This is a genomic window from Pseudomonas kribbensis, assembly GCF_003352185.1.
Taxonomy (GTDB): Bacteria; Pseudomonadota; Gammaproteobacteria; order Pseudomonadales; family Pseudomonadaceae; genus Aquipseudomonas; species Aquipseudomonas kribbensis.
Window position 1 is genome coordinate 4,980,831 of sequence record NZ_CP029608.1, and the last position, 15,595, is coordinate 4,996,425.

Genomic DNA, 15,595 nt, shown 5'->3' on the forward strand with positions numbered 1-15,595 from the left:
AGGAATTCTCATGGCCTTTACCGATCCGTTCATTCGCCGCCCGGTGCTCGCCACCGTGGTCAGCCTGCTGATTGTGCTGCTGGGCTTCCAGGCCTGGAGCAAGCTGCCGTTGCGCCAGTATCCGCAGATGGAAAACGCCCTGATCACGGTGACCACCGCTTATCCCGGGGCCAACGCCGAAACCATCCAGGGATACATCACCCAGCCGATGCAACAGAGCCTGGCGAGCGCCGAAGGTATCGACTACATGACCTCGGTCAGTCGCCAGAACTTCTCGGTGATTTCGATCTACGCACGCATCGGTTCCAACAGCGACCGACTGTTCACCGAACTGCTGGCCAAGGCCAACGAGGTCAAGAACAAACTGCCGCAGGATGCCGAAGACCCGGTGCTGAGCAAGGAATCCGCCGATGCCTCGGCGCTGATGTACATCAGCTTCTTCAGCAAGGAATTGAGCAACCCGCAGATCACCGACTACCTGTCGCGGGTGATCCAGCCAAAACTGGCGACGCTGCCAGGCATGGCCGAAGCCGAGATTCTGGGTAACCAGGTGTTCGCCATGCGCCTGTGGATCGACCCGGTGAAACTCGCCGGTTTCGGTCTCAGCGCCAGCGACGTGACCAATGCCGTGCGCCAGTACAACTTCCTCTCCGCCGCCGGCGAAGTGAAAGGCGAATACGTGGTCACCAGTATCAACGCCAACACCGAACTGAAGTCCGCCGAGGCCTTCGGCAAGATTCCGCTGAAGGTCAACGGTGACAGCCGCGTGCTGCTGAGCGATGTGGCGCGGGTGGAAATGGGCGCGGAGAACTACAACTCCATCAGCTCCTTCGGTGGCACACCCTCGGTGTACATCGGGATCAAGGCCACCCCCGGCGCCAACCCGCTCGACGTGATCAAGGAAGTGCGCAAGATCATGCCGGAGCTGGAAGCCCAGTTGCCGCCCAACCTCAAGAGCGAAATCGCCTACGACGCCACGCTGTTCATCCAGGCCTCCATCGATGAAGTGGTGAAAACCCTGTTCGAAGCCGTGCTGATCGTGATCGTGGTGGTGTTCCTGTTTCTCGGCGCCCTGCGTTCGGTGGTGATCCCGGTGGTCACCATTCCGCTGTCGATGATCGGCGTGATGTTCTTCATGCAGATGATGGGTTACTCGATCAACCTGCTGACCCTGCTGGCGATGGTGCTGGCCATCGGTCTGGTGGTGGACGATGCCATCGTCGTGGTGGAAAACATCCACCGGCATATCGAGGAAGGCAAGACTCCGCTGGAGGCCGCACTCGAAGGCGCCCGGGAAATCGCGATGCCGGTGGTGTCGATGACCATCACCCTGGCGGCGGTGTATGCGCCGATCGGTTTTCTGACCGGGCTGACCGGGGCCCTGTTCAAGGAGTTCGCGCTGACCCTCGCCGGGGCCGTGGTGATTTCCGGTATCGTCGCCCTGACGCTGTCGCCGATGATGTGCGCCCTGCTGTTGCGTCACGAGGAAAACCCCAGCGGACTTGCCCACCGACTCGACCGCATCTTCGAAAACCTCAAGCGACGCTATCAAAGCATGCTCCACGGCACGCTCAACACCCGGCCGGTGGTGCTGGTGTTCGCAGTGATCGTGCTGTGCCTGATTCCGGTGCTGCTCAAGTTCACCAAATCGGAACTGGCGCCGGACGAAGACCAGGGCATCATTTTCATGATGGCCAACGCGCCGCAACCGACCAACCTCGATTACCTGAACACCTACACCGAAGAATTCGTGAAAATCTTCAAGGAATTCCCGGAGTACTACTCGTCGTTCCAGATCAACGGCTACAACGGTGTGCAGAGCGGCATCGGTGGTTTCCTGCTCAAGCCATGGAACGAACGCAGCCGTACACAGATGCAGATTCTTCCCGAGGTGCAGGGCAAGCTCGGCAGCATCCCGGGTTTGCAGATCTTCGGCTTCAACCTGCCCTCCCTGCCCGGCACCGGCGAGGGCCTGCCATTCGAATTCGTGATCAACACGGCCAACGACTACGAGCTGTTGCTGCAGGTGGCTGACCGGATCAAGAAACGCGCCATGGAGTCGGGCAAGTTCGCCTTCGTCGACCTCGACCTGGCCTTCGACAAACCGGAAGTGGTGGTCGATATCGACCGCGCGAAAGCGGCGCAGATGGGCGTGTCGATGCAGGATCTGGGCGGCACGCTCGCCACCTTGCTCGGCGAGGCGGAAATCAACCGCTTCACCATCGAGGGTCGCAGTTACAAGGTGATCGCCCAGGTTGAACGGGCCTATCGCGACAACCCGGACTGGCTGAACAACTACTACGTGAAAAACACCCAGGGCGAGTTGTTGCCGCTGTCGACCCTGATCACCGTGACCGACCGGGCACGCCCGCGACAGCTCAACCAGTTCCAGCAACTCAACGCGGCGAAGCTGTCCGGGTTCCCGCTGGTCAGCATGGGCGAGGCCATCGACAGCGTCGTGCAGATCGCCCGGGAAGAAGCGCCTGCCGGTTTTGCCTTCGACTACGGCGGTGCCTCACGGCAATTCGTCCAGGAAGGCAGTGCGCTGTGGGTGACTTTCGCCCTGGCACTGGCGATCATTTTCCTGGTGCTGGCGGCGCAGTTCGAGAGTTTCCGGGATCCGCTGGTTATTCTGGTGACCGTACCGTTGTCGATTTGCGGGGCGCTGATTCCGCTGTTCCTCGGCTGGTCGAGCATGAATATCTACACCCAGGTCGGGCTGGTAACGCTGATCGGCCTGATCAGCAAGCACGGGATCCTGATCGTCGAATTCGCCAACCAGTTGCGCAAGGAAAAAGGCCTGACGGCCCGCGAGGCCGTTGAAGAGGCGGCGGCGATTCGCTTGCGGCCGGTGCTGATGACCACCGCCGCCATGGTGTTCGGCATGGTGCCGTTGATCATCGCCAGTGGTGCGGGCGCAGTGAGCCGTTTTGATATCGGTACGGTGATTGCCACCGGGATGTCGATCGGGACCTTGTTTACGCTGTTCGTCCTGCCCTGTGTCTACACCGTGCTGGCCAAACCCGATCCCGCACCCGCCCCGTAACCACCGTTTTCACACGCGCACAAAAAAGGCCTCGCATCTGCGAGGCCTTTGGCACTCTTCAATCGATTCAACTCTGCGGCCTCATCCCTTGAGAAAGCCCGAACATGAACAGCAGCAAATCATGGTCGGGTTTGGTTGCCACGGAGGCTTTCGCCACCCGCGGCATCGGACAATGGGCATCGCTGCTCGATGCCCCGATTACTTGCATGCGTGGCTGTTCCCAGGCCGCCACCGCCAAAGATGCAACTGCCAAGGCTCCTACCAGAAACAAACCTCGCGCAATTTCTAGTTTCATCGCTATAAACCCTTGATAGCGCTGCCAAACGCCGTCTCATAAAAATAGACGAGTTTTTTCCAGTCCGTAGGGCTGAACGACGAGTGGCGGCGCAATTGTTTCATGTCATGGGAGGCCGCACGGTGAGCGGTGAGGCGTTGACGGCATTTTTCAAGATCGATCAGGGCCACTTCGACCTTGGCCGAGTCGCCTTCGCCGGTGACGCGGACAAAGACGTGCTTGATGTAAATGCAGCTGTGCTGCCAACGGCCCTTGTGCATGCGGGCCAGGTTTTCGGCGAGGTCCTTGAGCACGCGTTCATACACGGCTTCACCGTACTGCTCGCGGCCACCTGCCGCTTCCCACTGTTCAAATTCCTGGAAACCGTCCAGCGACTTGGTAACCAGCAACGCCCGCCACTTGTGCTGCGGATCAGGCTGGGCCCCGCAAAAAACGATTTCCGGCACCCGGACGCCAAGTCTGGCTACGCCGGTCAGCGCATCCAGTTCACGCAATACGGTCGGCCGGCCGAAGGGATGCAACCAGCTGCGATAGATATGTCCTGTCTGGCGTTTGGCATACAGCAGTTGACCATCGCGCCCTACCACCCGCTGCACGCCACTTTCGCCACCACGACGCACGTTGGGTTCTTCCACCCACTCACCGCGCTGGTTCCAGTAGTAGTCAAAGCGATCTTGGGGAGCGACTCCCGTTTCTGCTGCAAATTGCACTGCCATCCTCTTACCTCTTGCGTAGTACGTAAACTCGCCACATGGCATAGAGCGGAATGAAGTCCAGTTGTTCCTGGATCCTGAATCCTGCCTCTTCGAATTCCTTTTCAACCGTAGCGGCCGGTAGCACAAACCGGTTCTGATAACCTTCCTGGCCGCGGCGTTTCTCCGCGCGCTTGCGCTTCCAGGCCTTGAAATTGCCGTCTACCCACAACGAAACGATCACACTGTCCCGGGTCACGCGTTCGAACTCGCGCAAAATCGTCTGCCGATGCTCGGCCTCGCCGATGTGATGCAGCAGACGCATGCAGAAAATGCTGTCCACGGAGTTGTCAGGCAGCGCGATATCGAACGCCGAGGTGTGCAAGGGTTGTACCCGCTTCACCACATCCGCCGGCTGGGCCTGCATCGCCGTCTTGATCATCGACTCGGAATTGTCTGCCCCGATGATTACCCGATTGGGCTTTTCTGCCAGCAACGGCCAGAAACGTCCGGCGCCGCACGGCAGATCCAGCACCAGTCCCGGCTCGCCAACCAGCGTCAGCGCCTTGCGGGCCAACTGCTGATCACGCCAGTTGGACAGGCGACGCCCCAGACCATCCTGGTGCTTGCGCAAATATTTCTGCGCATGGTTGTCGTCGTACTTCTCGGAAAAATCGAGTTTGATCGGGCCGGCCATCATCGGGACTCCTGAATTGCTGATATCCCCACCTTATGCAGGGGCGTGTCAGCGTCAGGTCATCCCTTTGTGAAAAAAACGTCGCGTAAACCCACGAACTATTTCAAGGTTATACAGGTTTCGTTCAGGTTGGCAGCTTTTTTGTGCCATTTGGGAGGGATTCCTGTTTGCCCAGATCTACCTCGAAACGGCAGCCATTGGGCTCCATCGTACTCAAAGTGACGCTCCAGCCCTGGTTTTCACAGATGCGCTGCACCAGTGACAACCCCAGTCCAAGGCCTTCACCGCGTTTTTCGCTGCCGCGCACGAACGGTTTGAACATTTCCTCGCGCTTTTCCTCGGGAATGCCTACACCCGAGTCTTCGACCACGAAGCCGTTGTCGTTGAGCGTCAGCCGAATGAAACCCTGCTCTGTGTAGTGCAGGGCATTACGCAGCAGGTTACCCATCACGGCATTGAGCAGTGTGGCGTTATAAGGGGTGTCCGGCGGGTTGCCCGGTTCGAAAATCAGCTTCAACCCCTTGGATTCGATCGGCTCGCGCCATACGCCCAACAGATTGTCCGCCACCTGACCCAGACTGTGCCGCGGCGCCGCCCCCGCATCTTCGCGCTGGGCACGGGCCAGCATCAGGAAGGTCTGTACCAGTTCGCGCATTTCTTCGCTGGCACGGGCAATACGTTCGACCTGGGCTCGGCCGCGCTGATCGATGCCCGGGTTTTCCAGCAGCAGTTCACAGGAGGTAGCCAGTACCATCAACGGTGTGCGCAATTCGTGGCTGACGTCACTGGTGAACAACCGCTCACGGGTCAAAGCCTGACGCAAGCGCCCGAGCGTCGCATCGAAGGCCACCGCCAGTTCACCCACTTCGTCAGCGGCGTAGTCCGGCGCCAGCGGCGGTGCCAGCCCCAGCAACTGATCGCGATGACGCACCTGGCGCGCCAGCCGGACCACCGGCGCCATCACCTTGCGCGCCAGCACCCAGCCGAGGAAAACCGCCAGCGCCAGACTGAGCACGAAGCCCACCAGCACCACGGCAAACAGCACGCGCTCGCGCTCTTCGAAATCGCTTTGATCCTGAAGCAACACGTAACGCCGACCGTCGACGATTTCGACCATCGCGTGATAGGACAGCTGTTCGCGGAAGACTTCGTGGAACCCCGAATCCAGATGCCGCAAGTCCTTGGGCAACTCGAAGTCCCCCGGGCCGCCGCTGAAATAGAACAACTGGTCCGGCTCCGGCCGATGGCTCCAGTCCGAAACGTTGTCCATCAGCAACAGGCGCTGCAGATCACCGCCCAATCCAGCAGAAATCAGTTTCTCTTCCACCAGGTGCACGGTCGCGACAATGCCCATGGCGAAGGCCCCCGCCACCAGTGCGCTCATCAGCGCAAAAGCGATGATGATCCGCTGGGCAAGGCTCTGCTTAAACTCCATCGCGGCCCTCGGCCAAGCGATAACCCACGCCGTGCACGGTGTGCAGCAGTGGTTTGGCGAACGGTTTGTCGATCACCTGACGCAATTGGTGGACGTGGCTGCGCAGGCTGTCGCTGTCCGGGCAATCGTCGCCCCACAGGGCTTCTTCGAGAATTTCCCGACGCAGGACGTGGGGGCTCTTCTGCATCAGCACCGCGAGCAGTTTCAGGCCCACCGGGTTGAGCTTGAGCAGCTTGCCTTCGCGGGTCACTTCCAGTGTGTCGAGGTCGTAGCTCAGGTCGCCGACCTGCAGGGAACGGCGACCACCGCCCTGGGTGCGGCGCATCACGGCTTCGATTCGTGCAGCCAGTTCCGACAGCGCGAAGGGCTTGACCAGGTAATCGTCAGCCCCGGACTTGAAGCCCTGCAAGCGGTCATCGAGCTGATCGCGTGCGGTGAGCATGATCACCGGCGTGTCGCGGCGGGCGTCTTCACGCAGGCGTTTGCACAGGGTGTAGCCGTCGATGCCCGGCAACATGATGTCGAGCACGATCAGGTCATAGTGCTCGGTGGCGGCCAGATGCAGGCCCGACAGACCGTCCTGGGCGCAATCGACGGTATAGCCTTTCAGGCCCAGGTAATCGGCCAGGTTGGCCAGGATATCGCGGTTGTCTTCGACCAATAGAATTCGCATGGGCACCTCTTCCGTACACAGTAACGGCCGTCATGGCCCGCGCAGCTTAAGGCCTGTTTCGGCTCAGGGCCAGCGCTGGTGCCCCGGCGGATGAAATTGCCCGGAAGAAATAAATCTTTAACAAAGTTTTCACTATCGATTCACAACCTGACTACAGTGGCGCCGCGAAACTCCCGCGCCATTGATAAAAGGAAAAGAAAACAATGGGTTTCTTCAAGACAGCGCCTATGCGCTATCTGTTGTTGGTCACCGGCGCCTGGCTGGTCGTGTTTCTCCTCACCCGCACTGTACTGCTGCTGACTCATCTGGATGAGGCCGGTGGCGGTGCGCTGTCCGTGTTCGGCGTCGGCCTGGTCTACGACCTGGGCTTTCTCGCCTATGCGGCCCTGCCGATGGGCCTGTATGTGCTGCTGTGCCCGCCGGGCCTGTGGCGGCGGCGCGGTCACCGCTGGTTCCTGCAAGGACTGCTGACGGTCAGCCTGTACGCCATGCTGTTCACGGCGGTGGCCGAGTGGCTGTTCTGGGATGAGTTCGGGGTGCGCTTCAACTTCATCGCCGTCGATTATCTGGTGTATTCCGACGAAGTGCTGAACAACGTGCTGGAGTCCTACCCGATCGGCAAGTTGCTGAGCATCCTGGCGGTGCTGGCCATCGCGTTGAGTTTCGCGCTGCGCAAACCTTTCAACGCGGCACTGGATGCCCCGCTGCCGCCATTGCGCGGGCGGCTGCTCAATGCATTGGTCTTGCTGGTGGTCGCGGGTCTGAGTCTGCAACTGATCAGCCAGGACGCACCGCGCGCCCAGGGCGGCAATGCCTATCAGAACGAACTGGCGAGCAACGGCCCGTATCAGTTCTTCGCTGCGTTCCGTAACAACGAGCTGGACTACAGCCAGTTCTACAAGAGCCTGCCAGCGGACAAAGTCGCCGGTCAGATGCGTGCCGAACTGAACGAGCCCAATGCCCGCTTCGTCGGTCAGGATCCACAGGACATCCGTCGCGATATCGACAACCCGGGCGTCACCCGCAAGCCGAACATCGTGCTGGTGACCATCGAAAGCCTCAGCGCCAAATACCTGGGCAGCAATGGTGATGGCCGCAACCTGACGCCGAACCTCGACGCGTTGCGCAAACAGAGCCTGTACTTCAACAATTTCTACGCCACCGGCACCCGCACCGACCGCGGTCTGGAAGCCATTACCCTGGCCATTCCGCCGACGCCGGGCCGTTCGATCGTCAAGCGCATCGGTCGCGAAAGCGGTTTCGCCAGCCTCGGCCAGCAATTGAGCGCGGTCGGCTATGACAGCGTGTTCGTCTACGGTGGCCGTGGCTACTTCGACAACATGAACGCGTTCTTCAGCGGCAACGGCTATCGCGTTGTCGACCAGAGCAGCGTCGACGAGTCGGAAATTCACTTCAAGAATGCCTGGGGCATGGCCGACGAGGACCTGTACAAGCAGACGCTGAAGCTGGCGGACGCCGATTACGCCAAGCAGCAGCCTTTCCTGTTGCAGCTGATGACGACCTCCAACCATCGTCCGTACACCTACCCGGAAAACCGCATCGACATCAAATCCGGCAACGGTCGCGATGGTGCGGTGAAGTACACCGACTACGCCATCGGCCAGTTCCTGGAGCAGGCGCGGCAGAAACCGTGGTTCGACAACACGATCTTCATCTTCGTCGCCGACCACACCGCCGGCAGTGCGGGCAAGGAAGACCTGCCGATCACCAACTACCAGATCCCGCTGTTCATCTATGCACCGAAGCTGATCGAAGCACGGGAAAACGCGCAACTGGCCAGCCAGATCGACCTCGCGCCGACGCTGCTGGGACTGCTGAACCTGGATTACCAATCGACGTTCTTCGGTCGCAATCTGCTGCAGGATAACCCGCTGCCACCTCGGGTCGTGGTGGGCAACTATCAGCATCTGGGGCTGTTCGACGGCAAGGATCTGGCGATCCTCAGCCCGCGCCAGGGTCTGCGTCGGCATGACGACGCACTGACCGAAAGCCGCGAGTCCCGGGTCAACAGCGACGACCCGCTGGTCAGCCGCGCCATCTCGTATTACCAAACCGCCAGTTATGGCTTCAAGCAACAGCTGCTTGGCTGGAAAGCACCCAAGGAGGGTGCCGCGCAAGTCAGCGATCGTTAATCGAAGCGCCCCGGACTGATGCTCCGGGGCGTTTTCCCGTTCTGGACGCGTCATGTCATCAAGCGTTGTACGCCCTGCCCCTCGCCCGCTGAACTTCTGGCTGTGCCTGGGGATTCCCGCCGTCGCGGCCACTCTTCTGATCCTGCTGGAACTCACCGATCTGGACATGAACCTGGCGCGGATGTTCTACGACCCCGCCGCCGGCGACTTCATCGGGCGCCACAGTTACTTCCTGGAAAACATCCTTCACGATCGCGCCAAGCAGGTGGTGATCGCATTTTCGGTGTTCGCCGTCATTGGTTTCATCGGTGCGTTTTTCATCGACCGGATCAAACCGTACAAGCGTGAACTGGGCTGTCTGGTGCTGTCCCTCGGCCTGGCGACCTCATTCGTGACACCGATGAAAGCCGTGACCGCCGTGCAGTGCCCGTGGAGCCTCGAGCAGTTCGGCGGCCATGAAACCTACAGCAAACTGCTGGATCACCGCCCGCCGACCGACAAGCCCGGCCGCTGCTGGCCCGGTGGCCATGCCGCAACGGGTTTCACCTTGTTTGCGCTGTTCTTCGTGCTGCGTGATCGTCGCCCGCGACTGGCGCGGCAGGCGTTCATCTTTGCCTTTGCGCTGGGCTCGGTGTTCTCGATCAGCCGGATGATGCAGGGCGCGCACTTTTTTTCGCACAACGTGTGGACGGCGATTTTCTGCTGGCTGATCTGTCTGGGGTCGTATTACTGGGTGCTGTATCGCCCGACAGTCAAAGCTGAAGCGGTCATGAAGGCACAACCGGTAAACGCCTGATTACTCAAACGCCAGATAACAAAATCAGGACATAAAAAAACCCCGCCTGCTCATCGCAGGCGGGGTTTTTCGTTTCGGGGTAAGGCTGGCTTACATCATGCCGCCCATGCCACCCATGCCGCCCATGTCCGGCATACCGCCGCCAGCAGCACCGTCTTTCTTCGGTGCGTCAGCAACAGCCGCTTCGGTGGTCAGGATCAGACCGCCGATCGACGATGCAGCTTGCAGAGCGGAACGGGTTACCTTGGTTGGGTCCAGGATGCCCATTTCGATCATGTCGCCGTATTCGCCAGTCGCAGCGTTGTAACCGAAGTTACCTTTGCCGTTCTTGACTTCGTTGACCACAACGCTTGGCTCGTCGCCGCTGTTGGCAGCGATCTGACGCAGCGGTGCTTCAACGGCACGACGCAGAACAGCGATACCTACGTCCTGGTCGGCGTTGTCGCCTTTCAGGTTGATGATCGCGTTCAGAGCGCGGATCAGCGCAACGCCACCGCCAGGTACCACGCCTTCTTCAACGGCTGCGCGGGTTGCGTGCAGGGCGTCTTCAACGCGGGCTTTCTTCTCTTTCATTTCTACTTCGGAACCGGCGCCAACCTTGATCACCGCAACGCCGCCGGACAGCTTGGCCAGACGCTCTTGCAGTTTTTCACGGTCGTAGTCCGAGGAAGTCTCGGCAACCTGGGCACGGATCTGAGCGATACGCGCCTGGATGTCGCCTTCAACGCCGGCACCGTCAACGATGATGGTGTTTTCCTTGGACAGGGTCACGCGCTTGGCGCTGCCCAGGTGTTCCAGAGTGGTGCTTTCCAGGCTCAGGCCGATCTCTTCGGAGATAACGGTACCGCCGGTCAGAACGGCGATGTCCTGCAGCATGGCCTTGCGACGGTCGCCGAAGCCTGGAGCCTTGACGGCTGCGACTTTGACGATGCCACGCATGTTGTTCACAACCAGAGTCGCCAGGGCTTCGCCTTCAACGTCTTCGGCAACGATCAGCAGTGGACGGCCGGCTTTGGCAACGGCTTCCAGCACTGGCAGCATTTCGCGGATGTTCGAGATCTTCTTGTCGACCAGCAGGATCAGCGCGCCTTCCAGCTCGGCAACCATGGTTTCCGGCTTGTTGACGAAGTACGGGGACAGGTAGCCACGGTCGAACTGCATGCCTTCTACGACCGACAGTTCGTTTTCCAGGCCCGAGCCTTCTTCAACGGTGATCACGCCTTCTTTACCGACTTTTTCCATGGCTTCGGCAATGATGTCGCCGATGGAGTTGTCGGAGTTGGCGGAGATGGTGCCAACCTGAGCGATCGCTTTGGTGTCGGTGCATGGTGCGGACAGCTTTTTCAGCTCGGCAACGACAGCGATGGTCGCTTTGTCGATACCGCGCTTCAGGTCCATCGGGTTCATGCCGGCAGCGACGGCTTTCAGGCCTTCGTTGACGATCGACTGAGCCAGAACGGTAGCGGTGGTAGTACCGTCACCAGCGTCATCGTTGGCACGGGAGGCAACGTCTTTGACCAGCTGCGCGCCCATGTTTTCGAAACGGTCTTCCAGCTCGATTTCCTTGGCAACGGAAACGCCGTCCTTGGTGATGGTCGGAGCGCCGAAGCTCTTCTCGAGGATCACGTTACGGCCTTTCGGGCCCAGGGTCGCTTTTACCGCGTCAGCCAGGACGTTTACGCCAACCAGCATTTTCTTGCGGGCGGAATCGCCGAATTTAACTTCTTTAGCAGCCATGATCGATATTCCTTAAATACTTTGTAGTAGCGGGAAAATGAACGGGGGTAATCAGCCTTCGATAACGGCGAGGATTTCGTTCTCGCTCATTACCAGCAGGTCTTCGCCGTCGACTTTCACGGTGTTGCTGCCGGAGTACGGACCGAACACAACCTTGTCGCCCACTTTCACGGACAGTGCGCGCACTTCACCGCTTTCCAGTGCCTTGCCCGGGCCTACAGCCAGAATCTCACCGTGGTTGGCTTTCTCGGCAGCCGAACCTGGCAGGACGATACCGCCAGCGGTTTTCTTTTCTTCTTCGCTGCGACGGATGACGACGCGGTCATGCAGAGGACGAAGCTTCATTGTCGATCTCTCCTAATTGTGGTTTTCATCGGCCGGTGTAGTCCCGGCGGGTTTAACGAATCCGGCCTGCGCCGGTTGCGGCTCGTCGAGCGAACCGCGGAAGTCTGTCCGGTTCAAATACCGGAAACCTTTCGGTGACCGATACATAAGGGCGCATAAGCTTATTACAAGGGCAGGCCTAAAATTTTTTCATCGCGGCTCGTCATGTGCGCGGCCGTAAACGAACACGGCACCCGAAGGTGCCGTGTGAGTGCAGAAGTTACTTGGTGTCGCGGTGTTCGAACTCGCCTTCGATCACATCGCCTTCGCGGCCCAGAGGCTGACGCGGTGCGGGACCGCCGCGAGGTTGCAGGTCATCGGCGAACGCACGCTGACGCATGGCCTGTTCTTCGGCGCGCTGGCGCATCTTGTTGGCGAACAGACGACGGCTGAACGGCAACAGCAGGATCAGACCGGCCACGTCACTGATGAAACCCGGCAGGATCAGCAGGCCACCGGCCAGGGCCAGCATCAGGCCTTCGAGCATGGTCTGCGCAGGCAGTTCGCCGCGGTTCAGGCTTTCACGGGCACGCAGGGCGGTGGCCAGTCCGGCGATACGCAGCACGAATACGCCGAACATCGAGCCGAGAATGATCAGCAGCAGGGCCGGGAAAAATCCGATCGAACCTGCCACTTTGACGAATACGAACAGCTCCAACACCGGGAACAGCAGAAAGAGCAACAAAAAAGGGCGCATCAAAGTTTCCTCAACGCAAGAAATGCCTTGCAGTAAGCCTTAGATGACGTCGCCCTTTCGTGAATTCAAGCGTCGGCCACCGCATTTTTTGGCCAGACCTCGGCGTGAGCCAGAGAAACCAAGGCTTCGCGCACTTGTATCGGCGTATGACAAGGCGCTTGAAACGGCAGCCAGTACAGCGCCTGACCGATGCGCAGGTGCATGCCTTCGGTGTCGATCCCGGCCATTTGTGCCGGTACGGTTTTCGGCAGCCCGGCGAGGTCGACGTAATGCGCGATGGCCTTGGCGTGGTCGCTGTTCATGTGCTCGACCATGCTGATTTCGGCCTTGCCGGCGAACGGGTTGGCCAAGGTCAGGTGATCGACCCAGTGGATCGCGCCGAAACCGCCGATGTAGCGATGACGCACCGGTTTGAGCACCCAGAAATCGAAATCGTGGGCCTTGTGGTAATTCTGCGAATCGGGGAAATAGCGGTAGTAACGCTCGGCGGCGGCTTCGATGGCGGCCGTGTCTTCGAGTTTTTCCGCTTCGGCCAGATAGGTCAGGCGACCAACGGCTTGCACATCGTCGGCCTCGCGCTCCCCCACCAGCATCGAACATTTCGGGTCTTTCTGCAGGTTGTGAGTGTGCTGGGCGATACGGCTGATCAGGATCAGCGGCCGGCCCTGCTCGTCCAGGCAGTAGGGAACCACGGAGCCAAACGGAAAACCGGGCATTGATTTGGAGTGGGTCGACAGCACGCCACGGTATTCCTTGAGAAGCAATTCTCGGGCATTCTTAGCCGCTTCAACGCTCAATTTATGACTCCTTAAATAGAATCCGTCGAAAAAACGGACGGGCGACACGGATAAGTATCAGTCGCCACAGGGGCAGTTCTCATGTGCAGCCGGGCCATGTCAGGCGCAGATCGAGAGGCTCTCTAAAGGACACCACTCTGACCTGCTCTCGGGGACATGCGAATGCAACTCAACGACAAAGTAATCATTATCACTGGCGGTTGCCAAGGCTTGGGCCGCTCGATGGCCGAGTATTTCGCAGGCAAGGGCGCGAAGCTGGCACTGGTCGACCTGAACCAGGAAAAACTCGATGACGCGGTCGCGGCCTGCAAGGCCAAGGGCGTCGAGGCCCGCAGCTACCTGTGCAACGTCGCCAATGAAGAGCAGGTGACGCACATGGTTGCCCAGGTCGCCGAAGACTTCGGCGCGATCCACGGTCTGATCAACAACGCCGGGATCCTGCGCGACGGTCTGCTGCTCAAGGTCAAGGACGGCGAAATGACCAAGATGAGCCTGGCCCAGTGGCAGGCGGTGATCGACGTCAACCTGACCGGCGTGTTCCTCTGCACCCGTGAAGTGGCGGCGAAAATGGTCGAGCTGAAGAACAGCGGCGCGATCATCAACATCTCGTCGATCTCCCGCGCGGGCAACGTCGGCCAGACCAACTATTCCGCCGCCAAGGCCGGTGTGGCGGCAGCGACCGTGACCTGGGCCAAGGAACTGGCGCGCTACGGCATCCGCGTGGCGGGCATTGCACCGGGCTTCATCGAAACCGAGATGACCCTGGGCATGAAGCCGGAAGCGCTGGAAAAAATGACCTCGGGCATTCCGCTCAAGCGCATGGGCAAGCCGGAAGAGATCGCCCATTCGGCGGCGTACATCTTCGAGAACGACTACTACACCGGCCGGATTTTGGAGATGGACGGCGGGTTGCGCATCTGACCTCTGTCGCGCAATGAAAAACGCCCCGGTGCACTGGCACCGGGGCGTTTTTGTTTAAACCGCAGGCATCAATCGTCGCTGATGGTGATGTTCGGCATCGCCGGCGACGCCGCTTCCTGCAACACGATCCGCGCGCCGACGTGACGGGCCAGCTCCTGATAGACCATGGCGATCTGGCTGTCCGGCTCGGAAATCACTGTCGGCTTGCCGCCATCGGCCTGTTCGCGGATCAGCATCGACAGCGGCAGCGACGCCAGCAGTTCGACGCCGAACTGGGTCGCCAGCTTCTCGCCACCGCCCTCACCGAACAGATGCTCGGCGTGTCCGCAGTTCGAGCAGATGTGCACGGCCATGTTTTCCACCACACCCAGCACCGGAATGTTGACCTTGCGGAACATCTCTACGCCTTTGCGCGCATCGAGCAGCGCCAGATCCTGCGGCGTGGTGACAATGACGGCGCCCGCCACCGGGACTTTCTGCGCCAGGGTCAGCTGGATGTCGCCGGTGCCTGGCGGCATGTCGATGACCAGATAATCCAGGTCGCCCCAGGCGGTTTGCGTGACCAGTTGCAGCAGCGCGCCGGAAACCATCGGCCCGCGCCAGACCATCGGCGTGTTGTCGTCGGTCAGGAAGGCCATCGACATCACTTCCACGCCATGGGCCTGCAGTGGCACGAACCACTTCTGATCCTTGACCTGCGGACGGGTGCGCTCAGGAATGCCGAACATGATGCCCTGGCTCGGACCGTAGATATCGGCGTCGAGAATCCCGACCTTCGCGCCTTCGCGGGCCAGTGCCAGCGCCAGGTTGGCGGCGGTTGTGGACTTGCCCACGCCACCCTTGCCGGACGCCACGGCGACCACGTTCTTGACGTTGGCCAGCCCCGGAATCTGCGCCTGGGCCTTGTGCGCGGCGATCACGCTGTTGACTTCGACCTTGGCCGACACCACGCCGTCGAGGTTTTCGATGGCCAGTTGCAGCAATTGCGCCCAGCCGCTCTTGAACAGACCAGCGGCATAACCGATTTCCAGCTGCACGCTGACGCGGTCACCGGTGATTTCGATGTTGCGCACGCAACCGGCGCTGACCGGGTCCTGGTTCAGGTAAGGGTCGGTGTATTGGCTGAGGACGGCTTCCACCGCTGCGCGAGTGACGGCGCTCATGGGCAACTCCGATAACAAGACTGGGAAAAGATGGCGGGTATCCTACCCCTTCTCTCCTCCGGACGGCATGCCCGGCAACGATTTGCAGGGGTGAAATATCTTTCCCGGC

At 60.1% G+C, this 15,595-nt stretch carries 14 protein-coding genes; 4 read left to right on the plus strand and 10 right to left on the minus strand.

What is annotated here, in order from left to right:
• Positions 1-10 precede the first annotated feature (10 nt).
• Positions 11-3,046, plus strand: coding sequence for a multidrug efflux RND transporter permease subunit (locus DLD99_RS22705; protein ID WP_114885182.1), 3,036 nt, complete (start codon positions 11-13; stop codon positions 3,044-3,046).
• Between the two features lie 67 nt (positions 3,047-3,113).
• Here the strand turns inward: DLD99_RS22705 and DLD99_RS22710 are convergent, their stop codons facing one another.
• The 5 genes from DLD99_RS22710 to colR form a co-directional block, all read right to left on the minus strand.
• Positions 3,114-3,341, minus strand: a complete 228-nt coding sequence (locus tag DLD99_RS22710) for a hypothetical protein (protein ID WP_114885184.1) — start codon at positions 3,339-3,341, stop codon at positions 3,114-3,116.
• A gap of 2 nt (positions 3,342-3,343) precedes the next feature.
• Complete coding sequence (locus DLD99_RS22715; protein ID WP_114885186.1) at positions 3,344-4,057, minus strand: lipopolysaccharide kinase InaA family protein; 714 nt, start codon at positions 4,055-4,057, stop codon at positions 3,344-3,346.
• Positions 4,058-4,061: 4 nt separating this feature from the next.
• Positions 4,062-4,730, minus strand: a complete 669-nt coding sequence (locus tag DLD99_RS22720) for a class I SAM-dependent methyltransferase (RefSeq protein WP_114886777.1) — start codon at positions 4,728-4,730, stop codon at positions 4,062-4,064.
• A 124-nt stretch (positions 4,731-4,854) separates the two neighbouring features.
• Positions 4,855-6,165: a sensor histidine kinase gene (locus DLD99_RS22725; protein WP_114885187.1), complete on the minus strand. Its 1,311-nt coding sequence runs from the start codon at positions 6,163-6,165 to the stop codon at positions 4,855-4,857.
• Complete coding sequence (colR, locus tag DLD99_RS22730; protein WP_085709546.1) at positions 6,155-6,838, minus strand: two-component system response regulator ColR; 684 nt, start codon at positions 6,836-6,838, stop codon at positions 6,155-6,157. The genes DLD99_RS22725 and colR overlap by 11 nt, the downstream gene beginning before the upstream one ends.
• 203 nt (positions 6,839-7,041) lie before the next feature.
• On the opposite strand from colR, the gene DLD99_RS22735 reads away from it, so the two are divergent.
• Together DLD99_RS22735 and DLD99_RS22740 are read left to right on the plus strand one after the other, a co-directional pair.
• Positions 7,042-8,991, plus strand: a complete 1,950-nt coding sequence (locus tag DLD99_RS22735; protein WP_114885189.1) for an LTA synthase family protein — start codon at positions 7,042-7,044, stop codon at positions 8,989-8,991.
• Between the two features lie 52 nt (positions 8,992-9,043).
• Positions 9,044-9,787 (plus strand): phosphatase PAP2 family protein, encoded by a 744-nt coding sequence (locus DLD99_RS22740; RefSeq protein ID WP_114885190.1) that lies wholly within the window; start codon positions 9,044-9,046, stop codon positions 9,785-9,787.
• 90 nt (positions 9,788-9,877) lie between these two features.
• On the opposite strand, the gene groL is transcribed toward DLD99_RS22740, so the two are convergent.
• The 4 genes from groL to DLD99_RS22760 form a co-directional block, all read right to left on the minus strand.
• Entirely contained in the window at positions 9,878-11,524 is a 1,647-nt protein-coding gene (gene groL, locus DLD99_RS22745) for a chaperonin GroEL (protein ID WP_096818431.1), read from the minus strand.
• A gap of 51 nt (positions 11,525-11,575) precedes the next feature.
• A complete protein-coding gene (locus tag DLD99_RS22750; RefSeq protein ID WP_011335724.1) occupies positions 11,576-11,869 on the minus strand; it encodes a co-chaperone GroES in 294 nt (97 codons plus the stop codon).
• 259 nt (positions 11,870-12,128) lie between these two features.
• Positions 12,129-12,605 carry an FxsA family protein gene (locus DLD99_RS22755; RefSeq protein WP_085709542.1) on the minus strand — a complete coding sequence of 159 codons (477 nt, stop codon included), beginning with the start codon at positions 12,603-12,605 and terminating at the stop codon, positions 12,129-12,131.
• A gap of 65 nt (positions 12,606-12,670) precedes the next feature.
• The gene (locus DLD99_RS22760) at positions 12,671-13,402 is read right to left on the minus strand and encodes a HugZ family pyridoxamine 5'-phosphate oxidase (RefSeq protein WP_114885192.1); all 732 of its coding nucleotides are present in this window, start codon (positions 13,400-13,402) and stop codon (positions 12,671-12,673) included.
• A gap of 162 nt (positions 13,403-13,564) precedes the next feature.
• Here DLD99_RS22760 and DLD99_RS22765 point away from each other — a divergent pair, with 162 nt between their 5' ends.
• Entirely contained in the window at positions 13,565-14,323 is a 759-nt protein-coding gene (locus tag DLD99_RS22765) for an SDR family oxidoreductase (protein WP_011335726.1), read from the plus strand.
• A 68-nt stretch (positions 14,324-14,391) separates the two neighbouring features.
• On the opposite strand, the gene apbC is transcribed toward DLD99_RS22765, so the two are convergent.
• Positions 14,392-15,486, minus strand: coding sequence for an iron-sulfur cluster carrier protein ApbC (gene apbC / locus DLD99_RS22770; RefSeq protein ID WP_114885194.1), 1,095 nt, complete (start codon positions 15,484-15,486; stop codon positions 14,392-14,394).
• Positions 15,487-15,595: the final 109 nt, after the last annotated feature.